This is a genomic window from Lysinibacillus sp. FSL K6-0102 (assembly GCF_038003545.1).
In the GTDB taxonomy this organism is placed as follows: Bacteria; Bacillota; Bacilli; order Bacillales_A; family Planococcaceae; genus Lysinibacillus; species Lysinibacillus capsici.
This window is the reverse complement of the sequence record NZ_JBBOPH010000001.1, coordinates 370,663-394,333: the sequence shown is the minus strand read 5'-3', so window position 1 is coordinate 394,333 and position 23,671 is coordinate 370,663. Positions and strand designations below refer to the sequence as shown.

Below are 23,671 nucleotides of genomic sequence, written 5' to 3'. Positions count from 1 at the left end.
ATTTGTGAAGCAAAAATGATTACTTTATAATGAAGTTAACAGATGTTCTAAGGAAAAGAGGATAACTATGCCAGCTTTAACAATGGATCAAGTTCAACAATTAAACTCGTACAGTATTTATACAACTGAACCTAAGCGGACTTTATTTACTTTAGCTGATATACATAAAGACTTTTACCATCCTGATTTTTTAAACCTTATGATGGGTATAACAGATGCAGCAACAGAAACAGCAGCTATTTCTCACTTTGCACGCCGTTATGGGATGTTTTTTGCTATGCAATTTTATATGCTTGCCGCTTATGACGAAGTATGGGATGGTAAGCCACTTGAATTGCGTTTTGATGCTGCAAAGGAATTTAATAGCTTTACTGTTGCCATGTTTGCCAATCCAAATGATTGGCGCTACGTTGATGAAGATGAACGCCAAGCTGTTATTGAGAAAATTCTTTACGATGGCCATGTCATTGTCCAACAGCTTCGTAAAGTAACCTCCATCTCCCCCCTTACCATTTGGGAAAATTTCTTCGGCTATTTGCTATGGCATTATCATATATTATTATCTAATCCTGGCTTAGCCGATCAAGCCATGGAGGATATTGAGGCTTTAGAGGACCCAAAAACATGGGCACGCTTCTCCAATAAATCTTGGTGGGCACAATATACAGGTGGTCTTAGCCCGACTAATTTAGTCAACGTTCCTGTAAGAAAATCATGCTGTTTTTCTAAAGATATCCCTGGTTTAATGGCTTGTGGTTTTTGCCCAATGAAAAAATAATAGAGCCTTTTAAAAAAAAAGCCTTACCCTCCACAAATTCATGTGAAAGGTAAGGCTTTGTGCTTTATTTTTCGTATACTACAAACCAATCGTTGTTTTCTTCAAACATAGACGTGCCAAGGAAACCTTGTTTTAAAAGTTGCTGTTGCGCAGTTGTGTCTCCCATCGATATCACTTGTTTTTCAGTAAAGTTCGGGGACATCTCTTGTCGTAAGTCTTTATAAAAAATATAACGAAGCTTATCTACATATTTAATTTTTAATCTTTTAATAACGAGGTCTTGCGAGAATTTATCCTTTAAGCTCGGAATATTATATGGCTTTACAGTGGAGCAAACATAATCGTATTTTTCTAAATCGATATTTTCCATCACTACTGTAGCTAATGTCTTCTGTAATCCGTAACCTCGATATTTTGGTGAAACATTCGATATTTCCTGATATAAAACACGTTGAAATTCGTTTTCTGCAATCCCACAATCATAGCCAAGGTGTTCTTCATCAATTGGCGGGTTTAACAGTGCACGAAAGGCGATTAATTCTTCCCCTACATAAGCCCCTATCATCATTCCATGACCATTTAAAATATACTCAAATTCCTCTGTGCTTAAGGGTTGTAGGATACTTTGGTCTGCTAAAGCTTCATAAACCTCAACTTGTAGCTCTTCAATTTGTTGTAAATGTTGGAGTGTTAATTTTATAACAAAAAACGGTGTCTCACCAAGCATACCATCATAGATAATTTCCATATTACGCCTCCTTAGGCTGTGACAACAGTTGAAAACTTACATAATTCCTGGATGACAGCTTCATCTACATCTACCCCTAATCCAGGTTTTTCATTTAAGCAAATAAATGGTACATCATAATGTAAGTTCCCAACATCCTTTGAGAATTTTAATGGACCCGTTAGTTCTACACTCGTCATTATCTTCTTAGAAAATGCTACATGAAAGCCTGCAGCAGAACCAACTGACGACTCTACCATGGAACCAACTTGACATTCAATTCCTGCCATTTCCGCCATAACAGCAAGCTTCATAGCAGGATAGATGCCACCACACTTCATTAATTTAATATTTACTTTATCTGCTGCACGCTTGGCAATAATTTCACGCATTTCACGTACGCCTCGTAGTCCTTCATCAATCATTAATGTCACATCAGACTTTGATTTAATTTCTACCATTCCATCAATGTCTTCGCTATCGACAGGTTGCTCTAGCCAATCGATATTTAAATCTTTCATAGCACGTAAACCTTGTAAAGTAGTGGCTGCATTACCCCAACCTTGATTTACATCCACTCGAATAGCAATGTCTTCGCCTACTCGCTCACGTACCGCTTTTATACGGGCTACATCACGAAGTACCTCTGTACCTACCTTCATTTTAAAAGAGCGATAGCCCAATTCTACTCGATTAGCTGCCTCTTCTGCCATTGCTTCAGGTGTTCCAATGCTTAGTACATGTGTGATTGGGAATTTTTCATGATAACGTCCACCTAAAAGTTGGTATACAGGCACCCCTAAGGCTTTTCCAGCAATATCGAAGCAAGCAATATCGATCGCTGCTTTTGCTGCTGGTACATCTTTCACAACTTTATTCATTTTATCGTGTAGTTTTTCAAAGGCCATTGGACTTTCCCCAATAATAGCTGGGACAAGCTGATGTTTTAGTACAGCATATGTACTTTCCCATGATTCACCTGTTACATGTTCATCAGGAACAGCTTCACCATACCCTACCACACCTGTATCGGTAGTTACTTTTAAAATAATGGAAGGCATTGTATCATATGTAGCATAACTAATGATGAATGGATCAATTAGCGGTAAATGTATAGCAAAAATTTCTACTTGTTTAATTTTCATCGTAATCAGTCTCCTCTGTCGTTAAAGTTGTCGCTAATACGTCGCTAAATGTTTAAAAAAATAGAAAAGGAGTGATGTCCATGTCTACCAAAATAGCGATTATATGTTCAAAAGCATTTATGAAACGTATTATTAGTATCGCACAAAACATAACCGATATTCAATTAGAATTTTATCTTTACAGCCACCCCTCTGAAGCGCCTACTTTAATGAAGCAAATAAAACCGTGTGATGCAATATTATTTGGAGGAACGTTACCTTATCTACACACTCAATCATTACTTTCAGAAGTTCCAATACCTTGGAATTATATTAAGCAAGATGAAACAACCATTTCTACAACATTGTTATCATTAGTAGCCAAACATGCTGTAGCTATCGACAGGATATCCATTGATGTAATGAATCCTGCATTCGTTGATAATGTTTTAGCAGAAATAGAATTTCATGGTCAAAAGCCACATGTTCAGCATATTTCGATTACTGAGCCAACTGAGAATATTTTAAAACGCCATATCGCCCTGTGGAATTCAAAAAGTATTGATTTTGTCATTACCAGTATTCATAGTGTATTTGATGAATTACAAGCACTTCAAATACCGTCAATGCGTATGTTAGATGCTACCAAATCTATTATTCAATGCCTTGAAGAAACAAAATCAAAATCACTATTAACCAAGTCAGAAGCTTTCAAGGCTGTAGTGGGTCTCTTAGAAATCCCTAAAAATACTTCCATTGAATCAGCTGTTTTAAGTCAAATTGCGAAAGCTACCTTTTCAACTTTTAAGCAAATTTCAACGCATTCCTTTGAGCTATACACAACTGCTGGACATCTTCAAAATGCTCTCGAAAAGGAAAACTTAGAGCAGCTCATACAGCAAGTTGAACAACCTTTTAAGCTAGCATTTGGCTATGGCTATTCCATTTTGGAGGCCACACAAAATGCTCAGCATGCTTTAACGTTTACTAAACCTTTTGAGATTTATATTCTTGATGAACATAAAAACTTATTAGGGCCTTTCCCTAATACAGAAGGTAAAATTTCTTTAAAAACCGATGATCCTTATGTTTTACAAATGGCTAAGCTTACAAGTTTAAGTCCATTAAATATTTCTAAAATAATCAATTTCAGTAACGAACGACAGTCAGCTCAATTTACATCTCAAAATCTTTCTGAATACCTCCAAGTAACACGACGTACTACAGAGCGTATTATTAAAAAATTAGTTGATAATGGCTATGTAAATATTGTTGGTGAAGAAATGACCCATCAACAAGGACGTCCTCGTAAAATTTATCAATTGAATTTTGCAACTTACTAAACTGCCTCATAAAAGAATTCTCGTAGATACACATGAATCTACGAGAATTTTTATTTTAGTCAACCATTACCAAATTATCCGTATTTTCAGCTTCTTGCGCCTTTTTACGCTTCTCAGCTTCTGCTATTTCTTCTGGCGTTAATTTAACAATAGCAAATCCAATATATCCATAGATAATAGAAATAATCGGTACAGTAAAGTTAAGAATTGCATATGGTGCATATTCCATTGCACTTACACCTAAAGTAGCTAAAATAAACACACCACAAGTATTCCAAGGGAAGAAAACAGATGTTAATGTTCCCCCATCCTCTAATGCACGAGAGAGGTTTTTAGAATGTAAACCACGTTGTTGATAGACACCCGCAAACATACGTGAAGGAACAACAATTGAGATATATTGCTCAGAACATGTTGCGTTGGTTGTTACACAAGCTGCAATCGTTGAAGCAATAAGACTTCCTGTAGATTTAGCAAACTTCACAATTACATTCATCAATGCCTTTAACATTCCTGAATACTCTAAAATACCACCAAATGTCATCGCTACAATCGTCATTGAAACCGTATTCATCATCGAGTCTAGACCACCACGGTTAAATAAATCATCCACCATGTGATTACCTGTTGAGATTTCAAAGCCTGCCTGTAATGCTTGTACAGCACTTGCAGCTGAACCACCTTGTACAAAAATCTGTAGTAAGAAACCTGAAACAATCCCTATAATTAAAGCTGGAATTGCTGGTACTTTCTTAGCTACTAATACAATAACCCCCACAGGAACAAGTAATAGTAAAGGAGAAATAACGAAGCTTTCTTCCATCACTTTTAAAGTTGTTAATATTTCTTCAGATTGCATTGAAACTTCTGCAAATTTTCTACCCATGAATCCAAAAACAACAAGTGAAATAATCAACGCTGGAATCGTTGTATAAAGCATATGCTTAATATGTGCAAACAGATCTGTACCAGTTAATCCTGCTGCTAGATTTGTTGTATCTGATAATGGTGACATCTTATCTCCAAAGTATGAACCCGAAATAACAGCACCAGCAATCATAGCCGCTGGAATACCCATACTTAAACCAATACCCATACCCGCGACACCAATTGTAGCCATTGTAGACCATGAACTACCAATAGCTAATGACACAATTGAACATAACAACATGATTGTCACAAGGAACCACGCTGGAGAAATTAACTTTAGACCGTAGAAAATCATTGTTGCTACGACACCGCCGCCAATCCATGCCCCAATTGTCAAACCTACTAAAATAATAATAACAATGGCAGGTAATGCCAGACGTATCCCTTTATACATCATCTCTTCAATTTCTGCCCATTTATATCCATGCATTTTGGCAACAATTGCTGCTACAGTTGTGCCAACAAGAAGAGGTACGTGAGGACTTTGCTCTAAAACAACTACTGTAATCAACATAGTAATAATCATAATTGCAAAAGTTAGTAGTGCCCAGCCCGCATTAATATCCTTTTTCATTTTTCCATCCCCTTTTTTTGCACCAAATCCCTTTTCGGTTTTTTCAAGACGCAAATAATTTTTTACATTTTTTAGCTTAATATTCAAAAAATTAAAAGTCAACGCAAAAAATTTATGCTTCCCTAGCAAATCCCTTTATTTTAGCGTAATAAAACGCTTTCAAGTAGCAATAAAAAACAATGCAAACCCTTGAATATCCATGCATCATTAAAAATGTTCATGCAAAAAAGCTATATGAAAAAAAGGTTACATTTTTTCATATAGCTTTTAATATTTTTTTATTCAGGCTTTTTTTCTAATACACATGCAAGTACTTTCGCAGCATCAATTAAGGCACTACGATCAAATGTCATTTTAGGGTGGTGTAATCCTGGTGTTAAATTTGCACCAATTCCAATCATTGCCGCTTTTAATTCTGGCTTTTTAACTGTATAGAAATGGAAATCATCACTACCTGGTGTAGTTATTTCATCTGCTAAATGCCCTTCTCCCAAAGCCTCAATGATGGCATTCTTTGCCATGTTCGCAGCAGTTGGGGAAACTTCAGCACCTGGTGTGAAATCTATCCACTTCCAACTCATATCAATTTCAAATTGTTGCTGTATTGATTTCAGGCCAGATTCAATTTTACTGCGCAGCAATTCAAGTTGTTGATTATGCTGTGCGCGAACATCCATTGAGAAACTAGCATTACCTGGAATAATATTTGTACTACCACCATCCGCAATGATTTTTGTTAACTTAGCAGAATGTGGTTCAAATGGTGATAAATGAATGCTGTGTAGCATTTGTTGCACGGCCATAATAACATCAATAGCATTTTTACCTTGATGTGGTCTAGCACCATGTGCATCTATACCTTGAATAGATCCCTCTAAAAAATAAGCAGCGCCATGATGAATCGCAGGCGAAACTTTGCCAAGTGGTAATTCTTCTATTGGTCTTAAATGAACACCAAATAAATGCGATACTCCATCAACCGCGCCTCTATCAAACGTTGCACATGCGCCATTTCCTAGTTCTTCAGCAGGTTGGAAGATGAAACGAATACGATGTTGTAAGGTGCGATCTTTCAGTAGTAATAATGCACCAAGAACCATGGAGATATTCGCATCATGTCCACACGAATGATTTGCTTGCCATTTCCCATCAACTTCCTGCCATAAGGCATCAATATCAGCACGTACTGCAACAATTTCATTACCAGTCCCAATTTCAGCTATTAATCCTGGTATATCACCTAATAAACGATAACTAACATGCAATTCATCCAGTATGGAAGCAATTTTTTTAGTAGTCTCAAACTCTTTCCAACTTACTTCGGGATGTTGATGAAAATGATCAAACCATTGATAAATCGTTTCTTCTACTGTTAAAGCTTTCGACATAACTACACCTCTATACGCATTTTTGTTTCCCATTATACATGAATCTTTTTCAGAAAAGTACATATGTCTTCAGACCTAATACACTTATTTTAATCATATATTACATTCATATGCACTGGAAAAGCCATTTATCAATAGAGGTATAATATACAATGGGCTATGCTAAAAGTTAGTATACTTTCAACATAGCCCATCAAATTTTCATTATAAACTTGTAAAAAACCCTTCTGGATACTCTTCATACTGAATATTCACCATTTGCTCCTCATTTTTCTCTTCTTCTTCACGTAAATCGAATTCTTGATCCATTAAATACGTTTCAAACTTTGAATTTAACAACTTCCCCATTGTACCACTCCTTATTAATTGAATTTTCTGATAAAAGGATTATACAATAGATTTTTAGTAAATTGCAATAAATTATATACATTATGCATTATAACTATAAAACCTATCTCAAAATCAGATTAAAAATACCATTGATTCTTATGATTACTAAAAAATTTTACCTTTAAAAAACAAAAAGCTGCTCATTAACATCTGTACTAATATTTAGCCAGTTATTAATTGAGCAGATTTATATGCAAGTCAAGTATTTAAGATACTGAAGCTCCCATTTTGTCCTTCGTATTATCGTGATGATTTCCTTTTTTATGGGACAAAAATTGGATCACAAACATCACAATAAATATTCCTAAACCAGTCCAATCCGAGAATTTTTCAGGATAGATAAGTAATAGCCCCGCAGCAATCATAATAATTCTTTCATACCAGAAAAGTTTACGATACCAGTAGCCGATCACACCAGCACCAATTGCCACCATTCCAGTGATAGCAGTGAATACTACCCAAATAATTTGCGGAATGGTTGTATCAATCATTAATAATGCTGGAGAGAAAACAATCATATACGGTATAATAAATGCCGCAATCGCAAGTTTCGCTGAATTCACACCCGTTTTGATAGGGTCACCACCAGAAATACCTGATGCCGCAAACGCCGCCAGTGCTACAGGTGGTGTAATATCAGCAATAATACCGAAATAGAACACAAAGAAATGAGCAGATAGTAATACAACTACTGGCACTAATTCTTGTGGTGTATTTGGAGATAATAAAGCCACAATTGCTGGTGCAGCAATTGTCGATGTTATCACATAGTTTGCTGTTGTTGGTGCACCCATCCCAAGAATAAGCGAAGCTATCATAACAAAAATAAGTGTCAAAATGATACTACCACCAGCTAAAGCTACTAAGCTATTTGCTAAACTTAAACCTAATCCTGTTTTTACAACGACACCCACAATAATCCCAGCACAAGCAGTAGCTGCAACTACACCTAATGCAGTTCGAGCACCTTCCACCAATGCATCAATCACATCTTTTGGTTTAAGACGCGTTTCTTTATTAAACATAGCCACACCAATTGATATAATAATTCCATATATTGCCGCATGCATAACTGGTGTACCCGTTAGCATTAATATGATAATCGCCACAATCGGTAAGAGAAGGTAAATCTTCTTAAATACCTCTTGACGATTTGGCATTTGATCGTCTCGCAGACCTTTTAGACCAACTCTTTTTGCTTCGAAATGTGTCATAATCCAAATACCTGTAAAATATAAAAGAGCAGGAATAGCTGCCGCTTTTGCTATATCCCAATACGTAATCCCTCGACCAATAAATTCAACCATTAGGAAGGCAGCAGCACCCATAATTGGTGGCATAAGTTGACCACCTGTCGATGCAGCTGCTTCCACTGCACCAGCAAACTCTTTTCGATAGCCTAGTTTTTTCATCATTGGAATTGTATAAGAGCCGGACGTTACTACGTTAGCTACAGAGCTTCCAGAAATTGTACCTTGAAGTGCACTTGAGAATACAGCTACCTTCGCAGGACCGCCAATTAATTTTCCAGCTAGTGCAACTGCTAGATCGTTAAAATACTGGCCAACCCCTGTTTTAACAAGAAATGCCCCGAATAGTAAAAATACAAAAATAAATGTGGCTGATACACTAATTGGTGTGCCGAATATCCCATCAGTTGTAAAGTACATGAGGTTGACGATACTCTCCAAATCCTGTCCTCTATGTGCCATAAATGCCGGGAAATACGGGCCATAGTAAGCGTAAATCAAGAAAGCGATTGCAATAATTGTAATAGGCAACCCTACAGCACGTCGAGCAGCCTCAAGTACTAGTACAATAGCTATTAGCCCAACAATAAAGTCTACCTGCGTAATGGAGCCATTACGATTCACAAGTTCTGTATAGTTCATAGACCAATATGAACCTACTGCAATAGCTAGTAATGCTAAAATATAATCAAACCAGGCTATTTTATGCTTAGGTGCTTTTTTTCTTGCTGGGAATAATAAGAAAATTAATGTTAAACCAAAGCCTAAGTGGATGGTACGTTGAATTTGAGCAGGAAATTGCCCAAAAATAGCTGTGTAAAGTTGGAATAGCGAAAATGCTAAAAGGCCAAAGAAAATAACATGCTTCATTACACCTGAGATTGTTCTTACATTGGATTCTATATCATATTTTTCAAGTATGGCTTGTTGCTCTTCAGCAGAGATTTGCTCAAATTCTTCTACTTTTTCTTCTTTCCTTGATTTTTCCTGTGTTGTCATTTCATCCTTACTCCTTTCCACTGTTCGTAAAGTGACAATCGCTTAATTTCAAATAAATAGGATTTACCCCTCTGTAAATCTTTTTTTAAATCATATTCTTCATCTGCATAATTGAATACCAGATCTAAATCTAAATCACCTATATAGATCGTAAAATTATCAAGTATGGCACTATTGTTAAATTGGAGAACATATTTACCGTTCCGTTGAATAAGTGTTTGATGTTCCTCTGCATAGCTTGGCATGCCAATAGCTAAGTCTTCATATTCCATTTCAAGCATTTCAATACGATTACCTTTTATATATTGATAGGATTCCAATACATCTGACTTATGTATGGAGTGGGTGTATCTTATTTGAAAGGTTTGCTCAACTGAAATGGGTATGTAGTGCACTTCAGGATGGGCTATACGCGTCTCTGTAAAGGTGAACACCTTTTGAAGAGGAAGAAATATGACAATACATATACAGATACTTAAAAGAACTGTTATGATGAATTTTCTCTGTTGCATTCGACCTATTCCCCCACTTTAAAAGCTATTCGCCTAAACCTATATCCTACAGTAAGAAAGAGACTCGAAGCTTTATGCAACGAGCCCCTTCGTATTTTTTAGAAAGTTTCAAGCACTATTCACACTATTTCTTTTCATTAAAGTATTTTTGTGCACCTGGATGAATGTCAATACTAATACCATCTAAACCTGTTTCTGCTTTTATGAATTCCCCTTTTGCATGGGAAATTTTACCCGTGTTATCATAAATAGCTTTTGTCATTGAATAAACAACATCTTCCGGAAGATCCTTTTTCACCGCTAGCATAGCTAGAACTGAAACTGTCTCCACATCGTTTGCAATACCATAAGTACCAGCTTTTACTGTGTCTTTTGCATAGTAAGGGTATTTAGCAATTATTTCATCTGCTTTACCCGCATCTAAACCGATAATATTCACTTTCGTTGTAGCATTTAATGCTTCAACAGCACCTGTTGGCGTACCTGCTGTAATAAATGCTGCATCAATTTGACCTGATTGAAGACCATCTGTTGATTCACCAAAATCAAGGTTTTGTGCCTTGATATCATCCATCGTTAAGCCATTGATTTCAAGTAATTGTTCAGCATTTGCGTAAGTACCCGAGCCTGGAGCACCCACTGATACTTTTTTACCTTTTAAATCTGCATACGTTTTAATACCCGAAGCTTCAGTTGTAACGAGTTGAACTGTTTCTGGATAAAGCGCACCTAAAGCTGAAATTGTATCAATTTTATTGCCATCAAACATCAGCTTACCTTCAGTAGCATAATAAGCAATATCTGTTTGAACAAATGCAATTTCACCTTTTCCTTCTTGTAAAGCAGTCATATTGGCAGCAGATGCCTGAGATACTTCAGCAGTTGTTTTAATGCCTGTATCAGTAGTTATTAAATCAGCGAATGTACCTCCAAGAGCATAGTAAGTACCTTGTGTGCCACCTGTTAGTAAACTTAAAAACTTAGGTTTTTCAGTTGATTCGGAGTCATCTCCAGTGTCCTTCGAACCACTTCCACTATCTGATCCACATGCAGCTAAAATCATAAGCGCAAGGATACTTAATAGCATTAATAAATTAAATTGTTTCTTCCTCATAGTAACCTTCCCCCTTTGGTTATTTTTAAGAATCTATTTAAAATTATCAAACTTAGTATAATAATGTCAATTAGTTTATAGTAAATTCAGACTTTTATAATTATACAAAACCACTTTAAATCCATTAATTTACATTACTATAGCTTTATTTAATTACCCCTTTTATATTTGAAATAAACTCCTAATTTACTTTTCTAAAAAAATAAACTAAACATTCTAACTGTATAAATAATGAATAGAATATAAAAAAACTGCATCTGAAATAAACAGATACAGTCATGCATTTTATTCTATTGAATGGCTCCACAGGCTATTCTAGCTCCTGAATTACCAGCAGGATCTGTTTTATAATCATCCGCTGATTCATGAATGACAATAGCACTTCCATCACTATCTAATAGCGAATTTGGTTGATCTTTTTGTAAAGTTAACCCCTCAGCTAAAAAGTTAAGATCCACATTGCCATCTTCACCAATTTCCAAATTTGGTAAGTCCCCTAAATGATAACCATTAGGATTTAATTTACCATGTTCCTTGTTTGTTGGATTAAAGTGGGCACCAGCTGATTCAAATTTAGGTGGTTCACACTTTCCTACTTCATGAATATGGATACCATGTGTGCCTGGTGGTAAGCCTGTTAATGCGAGCGTCATCATAACCCCATTATCTTCCTCTTGAAGATATGCATTGCCATAGCTTTCATTATTTGCACCAATTACTTTTGCAGTAGCTGTTAAAGGGGTAGATGCATTGACAGCTACTTTCTCCTCTTTCTTATCAAAAAAACTGCAACCCGCAACAAAAATTAGTAAAGAAAGACTCATTAAGCTTATTTTTTTCATAAAAATACCTCCTCTCTTTCTGATGATTTCCAATTTCTTCAGTACTTATGCAAAATTAATCATTTACGATTCTATAATGGCTCCTATTTCATTTGAGCTTGAATAGGAAACTCAAACAAAGTAAAAGGGATTTCCCAAAGTTCGAGAAACCCCTTTCATAATTAATTTAAGATTTTTACCGTTACTGTTTTGACACCCCACTGAAGTGCTTGTCCTTCAGTAGGAATAAATACATCGATTTTATTTCCTTTAATAGCTCCCCCTGTATCAGCAGCGATTGCTTCACCATAACCTTCCACCCAAACCTTCGTACCGAGTGGAATAACCCGTGGATCTACAGCGATTACCTTTAAATTAGGATTCGACCTTATATCTGTTCCATTTGCTGTAATTCCTGAACAGCCTTCACAATAGGCTGTATACGCAGTCGCACGCATTGTTAATGTTTTACCAGAGACAGTTGCTGGAGCACTTGCTGGTTTTGTTTTGGCAGGTGCAGCAGGCTTAGTAGCTGTTGCAATCCCCCCGGAAGTTTTTGGTTTTGGTTTTGCAGCTGAAGCTTTAATAGCTATCGATTCACCAGCTAAAATCAAATCTGACGCAAGGTGATTCCATTTCTTCAAATCATCTACAGTTACATTATTAATACGAGCTATTGAAAATAAAGTATCCCCACCTTTGATGACATATTCATCCCCCAATGGTTCTTCTGCTTTTGACGTGTCTTTCACTAAGTCTTGCTCTGGGTAAAACCATAATGAATCCTTTTCATTTAATTGCTGGAACTCACCTACTGTTAAATTATAAATTTGCGGGAGTGCCCATAGTATATTGCCTGGCGATTTGTCCTTAGCAAAGGAAGGACTAGCATAGAGACTCACACCAAATGTCAATACTACCGCTAAAGCTAATGCTCTTTTCTTCATGTTTAGTAATACCTCCATTATTTTATTATTTGTTGCAAATCTGTTGCTAGCACACTAGAGTTAAAAGCTCTATTATGTAAGCAACCATAAGTTTGCAAATTAATAACTCAGGACTAGCTACCTGATATTAGGAATTATTACTATAAAAACGGAAAAATATACAATTTTAATTAATTTTTTAGTAATTTAATCAATTTATTGCGTATAAACTATAATTTAGTAGGTCTGTTTAGGTCTTTTTTATATTAGATATTTGCTATATTTAGCCGATAAAAAAAGAAAAGGAGGGAATTTAAAAATGGAAGTAAATTCACTTATGTCATCCCAGCTGATGGAACTCCAACAAACAGTACAGATGAGTGTCATGCAAAATGCTCTTAATTTAAACACAAATACTGCAATTGAATTACTGAAAGAACTACCTCAGCAACAAACAGCTCCTACTCACCCATATAAAGGATCCATAATAGATATCTCAATCTGATCATACAGCCATATTTATCGAAAGGAGGTTCCTTATGTGATTCGGGTAATTATCGTGGACGATGAGCCATTAGCTCTGGTTAGTATGAAAAAACATTTAAATGAATTTGATAACATAGAGGTCATTCGAACTTTTACTACTGCAAAGGATGTATTGAAAGAAGGACCTACCTTAGACTTTCAAGTAGCATTTTTAGACGTTGAAATGCCAGGTATGAGCGGATTAGAAGTAGCACAACTGTTAAAAACATGGGATAAAAATATCTGTATCATTTTTGTAACTGCCTATCGAGACTATGCTGTTCAGGCATTTGATGTACAATCACTTGATTATTTATTAAAGCCAGTTTCAAAATCTCGTTTAGAGATAACCATTAACAGAATACAAAAGCTATTCCAAAAAAATCTATCATCGGAAAAAACTCGAACGCATCAAAAGCCTATGCTTCAAATCAGATGCTTTGGAGAGTTTGTCGTTTCTTTTGATGAAAAAGTAATTCATTGGAGAACAATTAAAAGCAAAGAATTGTTTGCCTTTCTATTTTTACAGCTCCATATGCCCGTACCTCGTGATAACATTTTAGATTCACTTTGGAGTGATACGGATGTAAAAAAAGCCAGAGTACAATTGCATACTACTGTCTCCTACTTACGTACAACACTTTCATCTTATGGCTACACGGATGTCATTGAATATGCAAATGGCTGCTATATTTTGAAACTAAACGATTTTCAATGTGATGCCTTTGATTTGGAGGATATCTTAAATACCAAAGCTGAAACAGGACGATTAAATATTGAAAGAGCTGAGGAACTCATCCAAAATTACCATGGTGAATTTATGGCAACAATGGACTATGCATGGACTACTAGTAAAGCAAATTTGATGAATAAACAATTTAGTCAACTACTTGATGAATTGATACTTTATTACTCTAAAAATCAGAACCTTAAAAACAGAGAGCGTTCATTGTTATTTGCTTTAGAGTTTAATCCGTATTCCGACAAAATCGTGCAACAATTAATCCAACATTATACTGAAATTGGAAATCGCGCAGAAGCTATAAAAATATACCATTCTTTTAATAGCCTTCTATTAACAGAATTAAATGTGTCACCATCTCAGGAAACCACAGAACTTTTTCAAAACGTCTTACATGCACATGAAAAAGAGCATGAAAACAAGCGTTTACCCCTAAGGACATGAAAAAACATGCTAGCGTCCAGTGCTAGCATGCTTATATAGTTTAATTATTTAACAATCATTTGTCTCATATTACTTACAACACATAAACAGTTTCTTCCAGATTTTTTAGCCTTATACAAAGCATGATCTGCAATTTCTATCAGTTGATTGGGACTTTGGACATTTGGTGTAAAAGCCGTAATTCCAGCAGACATTGTCACAGGTCTTCCACACACAGTTTCTTGTAAAGCTTGTTTGATTCGGAGACTTTCCGCTAATTGGACTGCATCCTCTATATTCATCGAAGGTAAGATGACCATAAATTCTTCGCCGCCAAATCTAAAGCATAACCCCTGCTCCCCGACACTGCTCTGCATAGTAATCGCAAAGGCTTTTAAAACTTCATCTCCTACAGTATGACCATATGTATCATTTATACTTTTAAAATCATCTAGATCTATTAAGATAATGGCATGAGGAACCTTATCAATAATTAAATTGTGTAAAATTTGATCCATTCTTCTGCGATTAAGAATCCCTGTTAATGAATCTAAGTTCAACTGCTCTGTTAAGTCATTGATTTTACTTTCCGAACAGATCATCATATTTTGAATATTCTTTTTCAATAAATTTACCTCATCATACCAATCAGCAATTTCCTCAATCCCTTGTGCTCCTTCATCTACTTCAATTCTTTTCGATAGCTCTTTGAGAGGCTGTGTAATTTTAATAGCAAACCAAATAGCAAATCCCATTATAGTCGCTATAACTATTATGATTGGGCCTAGGACTTTTTTAAAAAACAAATTGAAGGACACTATTCTTTCATCAAGTAAAGTATCAACCATTTGTTGCGTATACAGCTTTAATGAATGGTCATCTGTCTTAGCATCTTGTAAATAGCTTTCCGTAATTGTCGAGACTTCCATTACATAAGTTTCTTGTATATTTGTTTTATGTTCCTTCAAAATTTCATTGAAATTACGATAGCTACTCCAAATACTAATACTAGATGTCATGAGGACAACAATAGTTGTCATACTAATAATAAGAAACGATAACTTTAACTTGAATTTACCCACAATAGATCATTTCTCCCATTGAGATGTTTTTTCGTTAATCTTATCTATGTTTAAATTTTGATATACTTATTCAATCATCATACGTCAAACCTCTTAAAGAAAACTTAAACACTAATGATTTTTTCCTCCTTCAATTTAAAAGGAAAAAATCAATAGTACTACTAACTCCAAATTGTTCTATTTATATAGGCTTAAAGCATTCTTTTATTATCCATTATATTTTCTTTTTTCCAATTTCGTGGCATGGTAGATAGAGATTATTAGGAGGGAAAAATTGCTGTGTTGAGAAAAGCTTCTACCCAACATCTATTTATTATAATTGCCATTTTTATAGTCCTTACTTTTCTAAGGTTATTATGGTTAAACTATTTCCTCCCCTCTACACATCAACCTAGTGCCAAAGATGGTGTGGTCCACATAAACAATTTGACTACATCGGAAGAAGAAGTTATTTCCTTGGATGGAGGATGGATCTATTATCCTGGACAATTTGTGAATTCTGAAAATAAGGGGGGTAACAAAGAGAGTCATAGCAATACGTATAATACCCAAAATATTCCTGCGTTAAAAAATGAGCGAACGACTCAACCCTATGGCACTTATCAGTTAAAAATTCTGCTACCAAACAATTTAGATAATGATCGATATGCCATTCGTATACCTGCTATCTCAACTGCATCAACCTTATATATAAATGGAAAGCTAGTAGGAAAATCAGGCAAAGTAGCAGATAATGCAGAAGACCATGAAGGTCAAGCTGCACCTTATACTGTTTATTTTACTAATACACAATCTGAAATTAATCTCATACTTCATGTATCTAATTTTGATACACCTACAAGTCCTATTATTAATAAAAGGATTTTATTTGGCACTGCGTCAGCGATGACGCATCATCAATTAATTGTAGGGCTATCTCTTTCAACTATTGTAGTTATGCTAATCATATTCTCTCTTTTTAGCATACTTGTATATTTGTTCATCTATCGAAAATCTATCGTTTTACTTTTCACATTTGGTTTTCTTTTGCCTTTAGCAGATGAATTAATTACGTTTGATCGCTCCCTACTGGATTGGTTGCATCTGAATTATGTATGGTCCTATAAGCTTTCTTCTATTATTTTTCTAGGAGCCTCCTTTTTCTTTGTTCAGTTTATGAGAGTCCTCTTAGTCAAATATCACAACACTAAAACATTTCAATGGATTTTTGCTTGTTATGTTTTAAGTGCAATACTCACGATTGTTTTACCAATGACATGGCTGATACCTACGAAGAATATTTTCTTCGTACTTTATCTAGTATCCTTTCTTTACGTAGTGGTACTGGCTCTTAGAGAGTATTTAGAAAACCAAAAAAGGAGCTCTGCTTTTATTGCACTAACAGCTATCGGCACCACAAATGGTATTATATGGGGTTTCATTAAATCTGTTTACGTATTCGATATTCCCGTTTATCCATTCGATTATTTATTTATCATGCTTGGTTTTTCTAGCTATTGGTTCAAACGTTTTCATGAGAACTCTCAGCAAATTCAAAACTTAGTGACTAAACTACAACACGAGGATGCTTTAAAAGATGAATTCCTTACAAGTAATGCAGAAAAACTTTGGAGTCCAATGAATAGGATGATTACCCTAGGTCAATCCATTTATGACAACCCACAGAACAAACTTGTTACTGAAGATGAAAAAAATCTTAAACACCTTATCGATATAGGTAGAAGTATGTCCTTTACGTTAAACAACATACTGGATTTTACTCGTTTAAAAGAAGGAGATTTACATCTCCATACACAAAGTGTAAATCTTCAAGGTGCTGTTTATGGAGTTTTCGATATCCTCCGCTTTATTGCAAATGGTAAACAAATACATATGGTATCTTTAGTACCTCCAAGTTTCCCAAATGTATTAGCCGACGAAAATCGCCTTATTCAAATCCTATTTAACATTTTGCATAATGCCCTAAAGTATACAGGTGAAGGCTCTATAGAAATTATTGCTCGTGAAGAACAGCATATGGCTATTATCCACATTCGTGATACTGGACAAGGCATGGACAATTTTGTACAAAGTCTTTTGTATTCGCCCTATGAACAGGGCCAAGAATATGATGAAGGCATTGGTATTGGCCTACTTATTTCAAAAAAACTGATTGAATTACATGGAGGTACGTTAAATATACAATCTATTCCTAACAAAGGATCGAATGTTTATTTTACATTACCTCTTGCAGATGAAAGTAGACAAAATAAGGAATACGCAACCTTTAATGCACAAGCTAAAACTCAGCTATCCACAAATGAACAAGAGTTATCCATGGTGTCAGATAAGCATTTCAGGATCTTAATGATTGATGATGACCCTATGAATTTAGCAACGATGAAAAGTATATTTTCGATCTCTGAATACGAAATTACTACTGTTACAACCAGTGAGAAAGCTCTAGCTCTGATTCAGCAAGAATCATGGGATTTAGTAATTGTTGATGCAATGCTTCCGTATATTTCAGGCTATGCTGTAATTCAAAAAATACGAAAACAATACTCATTGCTGGAATTACCTATCTTATTATTGACGATAAGAAAGCACCCTGAAGATGTTTATACAGGCTTTGCCTATGGTGCTAATGATTATGTAACAAAACCTATTAATGCATTAGAGCTAAAAGTAAGAAGTCGAGCTTTAATTGATTTAAAATATAGTATTCAACAACGTCTACATTTAGAAAGTGCTTGGCTGCAATCTCAAATCCAACCACACTTCTTATTTAATACACTTAATACCATTGCCTCACTTAGTACTATTGATACAGATAGAATGATCGATTTAATGCATCACTTTGGTGAATATTTACATGCCAGCTTCGATGTCAGAAATCTTCAAAGAGTAGTACCACTACAGCATGAGCTCGATTTAGTTCGTTCGTATCTTTACATTAAACAGCAGCGATTTGGTGAATTAATTCAGATTGAATGGGATATTGATGAAACGATACAAATTGAAATTCCTCCAATTTCTTTACAAACGTTAGTTGAAAATGCCATTCGACACGGTATATTAAAGAAAGAAGAAGGCGGTACTGTTTATATTCGTATTAAAGATTTCACAACTTATGTATCCATTAGCGTAATAGATGATGGTGTGGGAATTAGCCCCACTCTATTAGAGGAATTGCAAGAAGATTACAAAGGGACAAGCTCTGGTATAGGAATAAGAAATACAAATCTACGACTTAAAAGAATTTATGGCCAACAATTACAAATTCAAAGTACTATAAACCAAGGTACAAATGTTACTTTCCATATACCTAAAGATTAAAAATCGGAGTCATTACAACGCCATTTTTGTAGTGACTCTTTTCTCAAGTTTCCAATTACATATAGATTTTTCGAAATGAGGGTACAGTATACATATAGAATAAAGGAAGGATCGATAGGTATGTACAAAATATACATAATAGAAGACGATGCAAATATAGCTTCACTGATTGTCGAGCACTTAGCTAAGTATCAGTTTGAATGTTTTACTGTACAACAATTTCCACACATTATTGAAGAATTTAATACTATACAACCACACCTGGTCATTATGGATATCAATCTCCCGACTTACGATGGCTATTTTTGGTCACGGAAAATCCGTCAACTCTCAACATGTCCCATCATCATTGTCTCTGCCAGAGTAAATGATATTGATCAAGTATATGGAATTGAAAATGGTGCCGATGATTTTATCACAAAGCCCTTTTCATTGGATGTCCTCATGGCAAAAGTAAATGGACTACTTCGGCGTACCTATGGTGAATATGCTTTTACCGAGACAACAACCATAACTATAGCCAATACTACATTAAATCCAGATACAGTTCGTCTTCAAACAAAAGCCAAAGAGAGCCTGTTAACGCTAAAAGAAATGCAGCTTAGTAAGTTATTATTCGAAGCTTACCCTAATGTAGTGCCGCGTCAAAAGCTTTTAAGTGCTATTTGGGATGATGAAACCTTTGTTGAGGAAAATACTTTGTCTGTGAATATTGGTCGATTACGTAGAAAATTGGAAGCCGTACACTCTAAACTTGAGATTAAAACGATCCGTGGTCTTGGATATCAATTAGTGGAGGAAAGTGAATGAAGCTATTCTTTCGAGATCATCTTAGTATCATTATTCTCTATAGCATAAGCTTCCTCCTATTACCTTGGATAATTCATGTATTAGATGACCTATCCTCACACTATGCCTACTTTATTTTTCTTGTCAGCTTTCTATTTATTCTGTGGCTGCTTGGTCGTTATTATCGAAGAAGAAAGTTTTATCATCATTTACAAAAAAATATCAACACACAGGATGATCTTCATTTATTTGAACCACGTGCAGCTATTGAGCAATACTATAGTGAAAAACTAAGGCAAATACAGTATTTATTTTTAACCCAACAGCAAAGATTGGAAGAACAAGCACATGAGAAGCAACTAGTTCTATCACATTTTGCACATCAAATGAAGACACCTTTATCTGTTATTCAATTAATCGTTCAAGCTACACCCAACAAGACCACTGATGAATTGCAGCAATGGTATACCATCAATAAAGAGTGCAATAAATTGACATTTACCCTCAATCAGTTATTAACGTATGAGCGCACATCTCATTTAGTAGCTGATTTAAAAATTGAACCTATTATTTTAAAAGGACTCGTGCAAGAAGTCATCAATGATTTGAAGGATTTCTTTATCATAAGAGAAGTTTTTCCAAAGCTGACGTTCGCTGAAGACCAAATCATTTATTCAGATCGAAAGTGGTTAAAAATTGTACTTTATCAAGTATTAAATAACGCCATTAAATATAGTGAAATGGCAAGCACCATTCATATCCATTATGACAACACGGCTTTGCACATAAAAAATCTTGGTGAGACGATCCCTACTAGTGAAATAGCACGAGTCTTTGATTTATTTTATACAGGTATGAAGGGGCGAACGAGTGGTGAAGCAACAGGTATAGGCTTATATTTAGTGAAAAAGATTTTAACTACACTAGAGCACCCCTTCACTTTACAATCTTCTGAGCATGTCACTACTTTTTCCATTAATTTTTCAAATAGTCTTAAAAAATGAAGATGACAAAGTTGTCATCTTCACGTCATCAAGAGAAATAGGTTATGTGCCGCTCCTTTTCTATACTAAAGTTATCTAATGAGCATAAAGGAGTTGTTTTAATTTGGGTAACACAATACTACAAGTAACCAATTTGCACAAGGAATACATCGGTGAGATCACCTATAAAGCGTTAAACGGTATCGATTTTCAGCTACAGCAACAGGAATTTGTAGCTGTCATGGGACCTTCAGGTAGTGGGAAAACAACATTTTTAAATAGTGTATCCACTATTGATCGTCCTACCGCTGGCGATATCTTCATAAACAATCATAATCCTTACGCATTAAATGATGAGGAGCTCGCCAAATTTAGACGCTCTGAACTAGGTTTTGTATTTCAGGATTTTAATCTTGTGCATACATTAACAGTGAAAGAAAATATTTTATTGCCATTAACATTAGATAGCATACCTGCTTCAAAAATGCTTCAACGTTTAAAGGATGTCGCTCAATTTCTTGGTATCGAGGAACTATTGTCGAAACGTATTTATGAAATTTCAGGTGGACAAAAACAACGAGTAGCTATCGCTCGTGCCGTTATACATGGGCCAAGTTTATTGTTAGCAGACGAGCCTACTGGAAACTTGGATTCAAAGGCTGTCAATGATGTCATGAACTTATTTTCCTCAATTAATCAAGAGCTTGATACGGCTATTCTCATGGTGACACATGATCCTTATGTAGCAAGCTTTGCCAATCGCATTATTTTTATTAAAGATGGGAAATTATATAACGAAATACATCGAGGCAACAACCGTAAGCATTTTTATCAGGAAATTATGGACACGCTTGCTTTTCTAGGTGGTGGACAGCATGAGCTTTAATCATATTGTGATTCAAAATATTTTACGTGACAAATGGACGTATGTTTCTTACTTCTTGAGTAGTATGTTTTCTATTATTATTTTCTTTCTATTTTCTGTTATCGTCTTTCATCCAAATCTGAAAAGCCTAGATCCAAACTCTACACTTGGAATTTCTTTAATGCTAGCTAGTATGCTCGTTTATTTATTCTCTTTTATTTACATTACCTATTCAATCACAGCATTTTTACGTAAGAAGACCAAGACCTTAGGAATATTTATGATTACTGGGGCTTCCATGAAGCAGATTCGTAAGCTGGTCTTCCGTGAAAATCTGTTGATTGGCATTTTAGCTATTCTGGCGGCTATCGTTCTCGGCCTTGTTATTACACCTCTTTTCTTAATGGGTGCAAAAGTCATTTTAAAGGCAGAAACATTTGGTATGTACATCCCTCTTCAAGCAATCAGCATAACCATAGGATTATTTCTGATTTTATTTGTTGTAATATCGACAGTTGTTACGAGGTTCATTAATAAAGAAGCGTCTATCCAACTTTTAAAAAGCGATACAGTTATCGAGAAATCTATTAAGCCTCATTATGTGTTATTAATACTAAGTATTTTGATGTCTGCCACTTTAGCTTACTTGCTAAAAATCGAGCATTCCATTGTAGACACTTTAAGTGTCCTTTATTATCTGTTATTTTTTATTAGCATTCTTAGTACGATTTATTTAGTTATTACACAAGGATTTCGTTTGTTTTTAAAAATATATGAAAAGTCTCCTGCCTATCTTCAAAAAACAAATATGCTTTTGGCGTCCAATTTAAATGCAAAAATGAAATCACATGCAAATATGCTGTTTCTAATTACTATCCTATTAAGCGGTGTCTTTCTATGTACAAGTATTTTATTTAGCTCTTATTACAATGTAAAAAAGACTAGTGAAGAAAATTATCCATATAGCTTTCAATATATTGCTGATCCAAAAGCTGATGACAACATGGTAAAGGCTGATCTTGATTATCTTGAAGATACTTTATCAACGGTTCAAGCCCACAAGTATTTTATTGAATTTAAATCAAAGGAAGATCAACGCATTGGCTATATGGCGTTATCGGATTATAACCTGATCCAGCATCAGGACAACAAACTAAGTAAAGATGAATTTATTGCCGTCGCTGGCAGTCGAGATGTAGCGCCTACAACAAACAATGCCAGCGATCTGTATATAAAATCTTTAAAACTAGCCAGCACCCATGAGCAAAATCTGCTATCTACTGGCTTCCAACAAAGTTATTTCATTGTACCTGATGACATTTACAAAACCATTGACTACCCTGTTTATAAAACGTATATCTATGAACTGGAAGATTGGACAGCCCACACAGATTTGGCAAAAATTATTACCAGTGACTTACCCTCTTTACCTGGAGAACGTTATGTAACATCCAAAATTGATTTATATAACACAGAGATGTTTGTTAAAAGTGTCATGTTCTTTATCGGCTCCATGTTAAGTCTAATTTTCTTAAGTGCAGCCATGAGTATATTGTACTTCTATTTACAAACAACATTACAACAAGAGAAGGAAAAGTATATTGGTATACGTAAGTTAGGACTTTCTAGAAATGAATTAGCTACCATTATCACTAAAGAATTGGCGATTCTTATTTTTGTACCATTCACCATAGCTATTACACTCTTGCTAATTACACTTTTGGCTATACAAACAATGGTTTCTACAGCATTTTTACAAGTTTCCATAGCTAGCTCTTGTTGTTTCTTTGTGCTTTTCCTCATTAGCTATGTATTAATTCGAAAAAGTTATTTTAAACGCTTAGTAAGCTAAAAAATCGCACTCCTTAAGGGGGGCGATTTTTTCATAGTGTTGAAAAACAAACCAATTAATAGAATCTTTATGAAAGGCTTTTAACAAAGTTTTTCAAATAAAGTGAAGGTGTTAACTACTCATTTTAGTGTGGAGTGTCGTCACTCATCACTTCTCCCCATTGAAAATAAAAGCCCTAATTCAAATAATGGGCTATTTGATCGCTACTGCTGCTAA

Annotated in this window: 20 protein-coding genes; 9 read left to right on the top strand and 11 right to left on the bottom strand. The window is 35.1% G+C overall.

All coding sequences use genetic code 11. The features are described from left to right. The first annotated feature begins 67 nt into the window (after positions 1 to 67). Positions 68 to 778 (top strand): hypothetical protein, encoded by a 711-nt coding sequence (locus NYE73_RS01910; RefSeq protein ID WP_036078049.1) that lies wholly within the window; start codon positions 68 to 70, stop codon positions 776 to 778. 64 nt (positions 779 to 842) lie between these two features. On the opposite strand, the gene NYE73_RS01905 is transcribed toward NYE73_RS01910, so the two are convergent. After that, complete coding sequence (locus tag NYE73_RS01905; RefSeq protein WP_054549064.1) at positions 843 to 1,526, bottom strand: hypothetical protein; 684 nt, start codon at positions 1,524 to 1,526, stop codon at positions 843 to 845. A gap of 11 nt (positions 1,527 to 1,537) precedes the next feature. Beyond that, the gene (locus NYE73_RS01900) at positions 1,538 to 2,650 is read right to left on the bottom strand and encodes a mandelate racemase/muconate lactonizing enzyme family protein (RefSeq protein WP_054549063.1); all 1,113 of its coding nucleotides are present in this window, start codon (positions 2,648 to 2,650) and stop codon (positions 1,538 to 1,540) included. A gap of 80 nt (positions 2,651 to 2,730) precedes the next feature. Between NYE73_RS01900 and NYE73_RS01895 the strand changes: the two genes are divergently transcribed. Continuing rightward, on the top strand, positions 2,731 to 3,972 hold the full coding sequence (locus NYE73_RS01895; protein ID WP_259949264.1) for a PadR family transcriptional regulator: 1,242 nt from the start codon (positions 2,731 to 2,733) through the stop codon (positions 3,970 to 3,972). A 55-nt stretch (positions 3,973 to 4,027) separates the two neighbouring features. Here the strand turns inward: NYE73_RS01895 and nhaC are convergent, their stop codons facing one another. The 8 genes from nhaC to NYE73_RS01855 form a co-directional block, all read right to left on the bottom strand. Beyond that, positions 4,028 to 5,476 carry a Na+/H+ antiporter NhaC gene (nhaC, locus tag NYE73_RS01890; protein WP_048393453.1) on the bottom strand — a complete coding sequence of 483 codons (1,449 nt, stop codon included), beginning with the start codon at positions 5,474 to 5,476 and terminating at the stop codon, positions 4,028 to 4,030. A gap of 278 nt (positions 5,477 to 5,754) precedes the next feature. After that, positions 5,755 to 6,864: an amidohydrolase gene (locus tag NYE73_RS01885; protein WP_257961688.1), complete on the bottom strand. Its 1,110-nt coding sequence runs from the start codon at positions 6,862 to 6,864 to the stop codon at positions 5,755 to 5,757. Positions 6,865 to 7,068: 204 nt separating this feature from the next. After that, positions 7,069 to 7,212, bottom strand: a complete 144-nt coding sequence (locus NYE73_RS01880; RefSeq protein ID WP_167444843.1) for a hypothetical protein — start codon at positions 7,210 to 7,212, stop codon at positions 7,069 to 7,071. A gap of 248 nt (positions 7,213 to 7,460) precedes the next feature. Then, positions 7,461 to 9,503 (bottom strand): TRAP transporter permease, encoded by a 2,043-nt coding sequence (locus NYE73_RS01875; protein ID WP_259949255.1) that lies wholly within the window; start codon positions 9,501 to 9,503, stop codon positions 7,461 to 7,463. Continuing rightward, on the bottom strand, positions 9,500 to 10,015 hold the full coding sequence (locus NYE73_RS01870; protein WP_054549060.1) for a DUF1850 domain-containing protein: 516 nt from the start codon (positions 10,013 to 10,015) through the stop codon (positions 9,500 to 9,502). Before NYE73_RS01870 ends, NYE73_RS01875 begins: the two co-directional genes overlap by 4 nt. Positions 10,016 to 10,139: 124 nt before the next feature. Then, positions 10,140 to 11,129 (bottom strand): TAXI family TRAP transporter solute-binding subunit, encoded by a 990-nt coding sequence (locus tag NYE73_RS01865; protein WP_048393251.1) that lies wholly within the window; start codon positions 11,127 to 11,129, stop codon positions 10,140 to 10,142. Between the two features lie 290 nt (positions 11,130 to 11,419). After that, positions 11,420 to 11,971, bottom strand: coding sequence for a superoxide dismutase family protein (locus NYE73_RS01860; protein WP_054549059.1), 552 nt, complete (start codon positions 11,969 to 11,971; stop codon positions 11,420 to 11,422). Between the two features lie 161 nt (positions 11,972 to 12,132). Then, entirely contained in the window at positions 12,133 to 12,897 is a 765-nt protein-coding gene (locus tag NYE73_RS01855; protein ID WP_103117358.1) for a 3D domain-containing protein, read from the bottom strand. Between the two features lie 298 nt (positions 12,898 to 13,195). On the opposite strand from NYE73_RS01855, the gene NYE73_RS01850 reads away from it, so the two are divergent. Both NYE73_RS01850 and NYE73_RS01845 read left to right on the top strand, forming a co-directional pair. After that, positions 13,196 to 13,381 carry a putative motility protein gene (locus tag NYE73_RS01850; RefSeq protein ID WP_259949250.1) on the top strand — a complete coding sequence of 62 codons (186 nt, stop codon included), beginning with the start codon at positions 13,196 to 13,198 and terminating at the stop codon, positions 13,379 to 13,381. Positions 13,382 to 13,417: 36 nt separating this feature from the next. Further along, the gene (locus NYE73_RS01845; RefSeq protein ID WP_048393245.1) at positions 13,418 to 14,587 is read left to right on the top strand and encodes a response regulator; all 1,170 of its coding nucleotides are present in this window, start codon (positions 13,418 to 13,420) and stop codon (positions 14,585 to 14,587) included. Positions 14,588 to 14,631: 44 nt separating this feature from the next. Here NYE73_RS01845 and NYE73_RS01840 read toward each other — a convergent pair whose 3' ends face one another. Continuing rightward, positions 14,632 to 15,648 carry a GGDEF domain-containing protein gene (locus tag NYE73_RS01840; protein WP_048393244.1) on the bottom strand — a complete coding sequence of 339 codons (1,017 nt, stop codon included), beginning with the start codon at positions 15,646 to 15,648 and terminating at the stop codon, positions 14,632 to 14,634. Positions 15,649 to 16,140: 492 nt separating this feature from the next. Here NYE73_RS01840 and NYE73_RS01835 point away from each other — a divergent pair, with 492 nt between their 5' ends. The 5 genes from NYE73_RS01835 (at position 16,141) to NYE73_RS01815 (ending at position 23,455) form a co-directional block, all read left to right on the top strand. Continuing rightward, positions 16,141 to 18,966 (top strand): hybrid sensor histidine kinase/response regulator, encoded by a 2,826-nt coding sequence (locus NYE73_RS01835; RefSeq protein WP_340815020.1) that lies wholly within the window; start codon positions 16,141 to 16,143, stop codon positions 18,964 to 18,966. 120 nt (positions 18,967 to 19,086) lie between these two features. After that, the gene (locus NYE73_RS01830) at positions 19,087 to 19,776 is read left to right on the top strand and encodes a response regulator transcription factor (RefSeq protein ID WP_259949243.1); all 690 of its coding nucleotides are present in this window, start codon (positions 19,087 to 19,089) and stop codon (positions 19,774 to 19,776) included. After that, positions 19,773 to 20,759: a sensor histidine kinase gene (locus NYE73_RS01825; protein ID WP_054549054.1), complete on the top strand. Its 987-nt coding sequence runs from the start codon at positions 19,773 to 19,775 to the stop codon at positions 20,757 to 20,759. The genes NYE73_RS01830 and NYE73_RS01825 overlap by 4 nt, the downstream gene beginning before the upstream one ends. A 103-nt stretch (positions 20,760 to 20,862) precedes the next feature. After that, positions 20,863 to 21,624, top strand: coding sequence for an ABC transporter ATP-binding protein (locus NYE73_RS01820; RefSeq protein WP_054549053.1), 762 nt, complete (start codon positions 20,863 to 20,865; stop codon positions 21,622 to 21,624). Then, the gene (locus NYE73_RS01815) at positions 21,614 to 23,455 is read left to right on the top strand and encodes an FtsX-like permease family protein (RefSeq protein WP_259949238.1); all 1,842 of its coding nucleotides are present in this window, start codon (positions 21,614 to 21,616) and stop codon (positions 23,453 to 23,455) included. Before NYE73_RS01820 ends, NYE73_RS01815 begins: the two co-directional genes overlap by 11 nt. Positions 23,456 to 23,671: the final 216 nt, after the last annotated feature.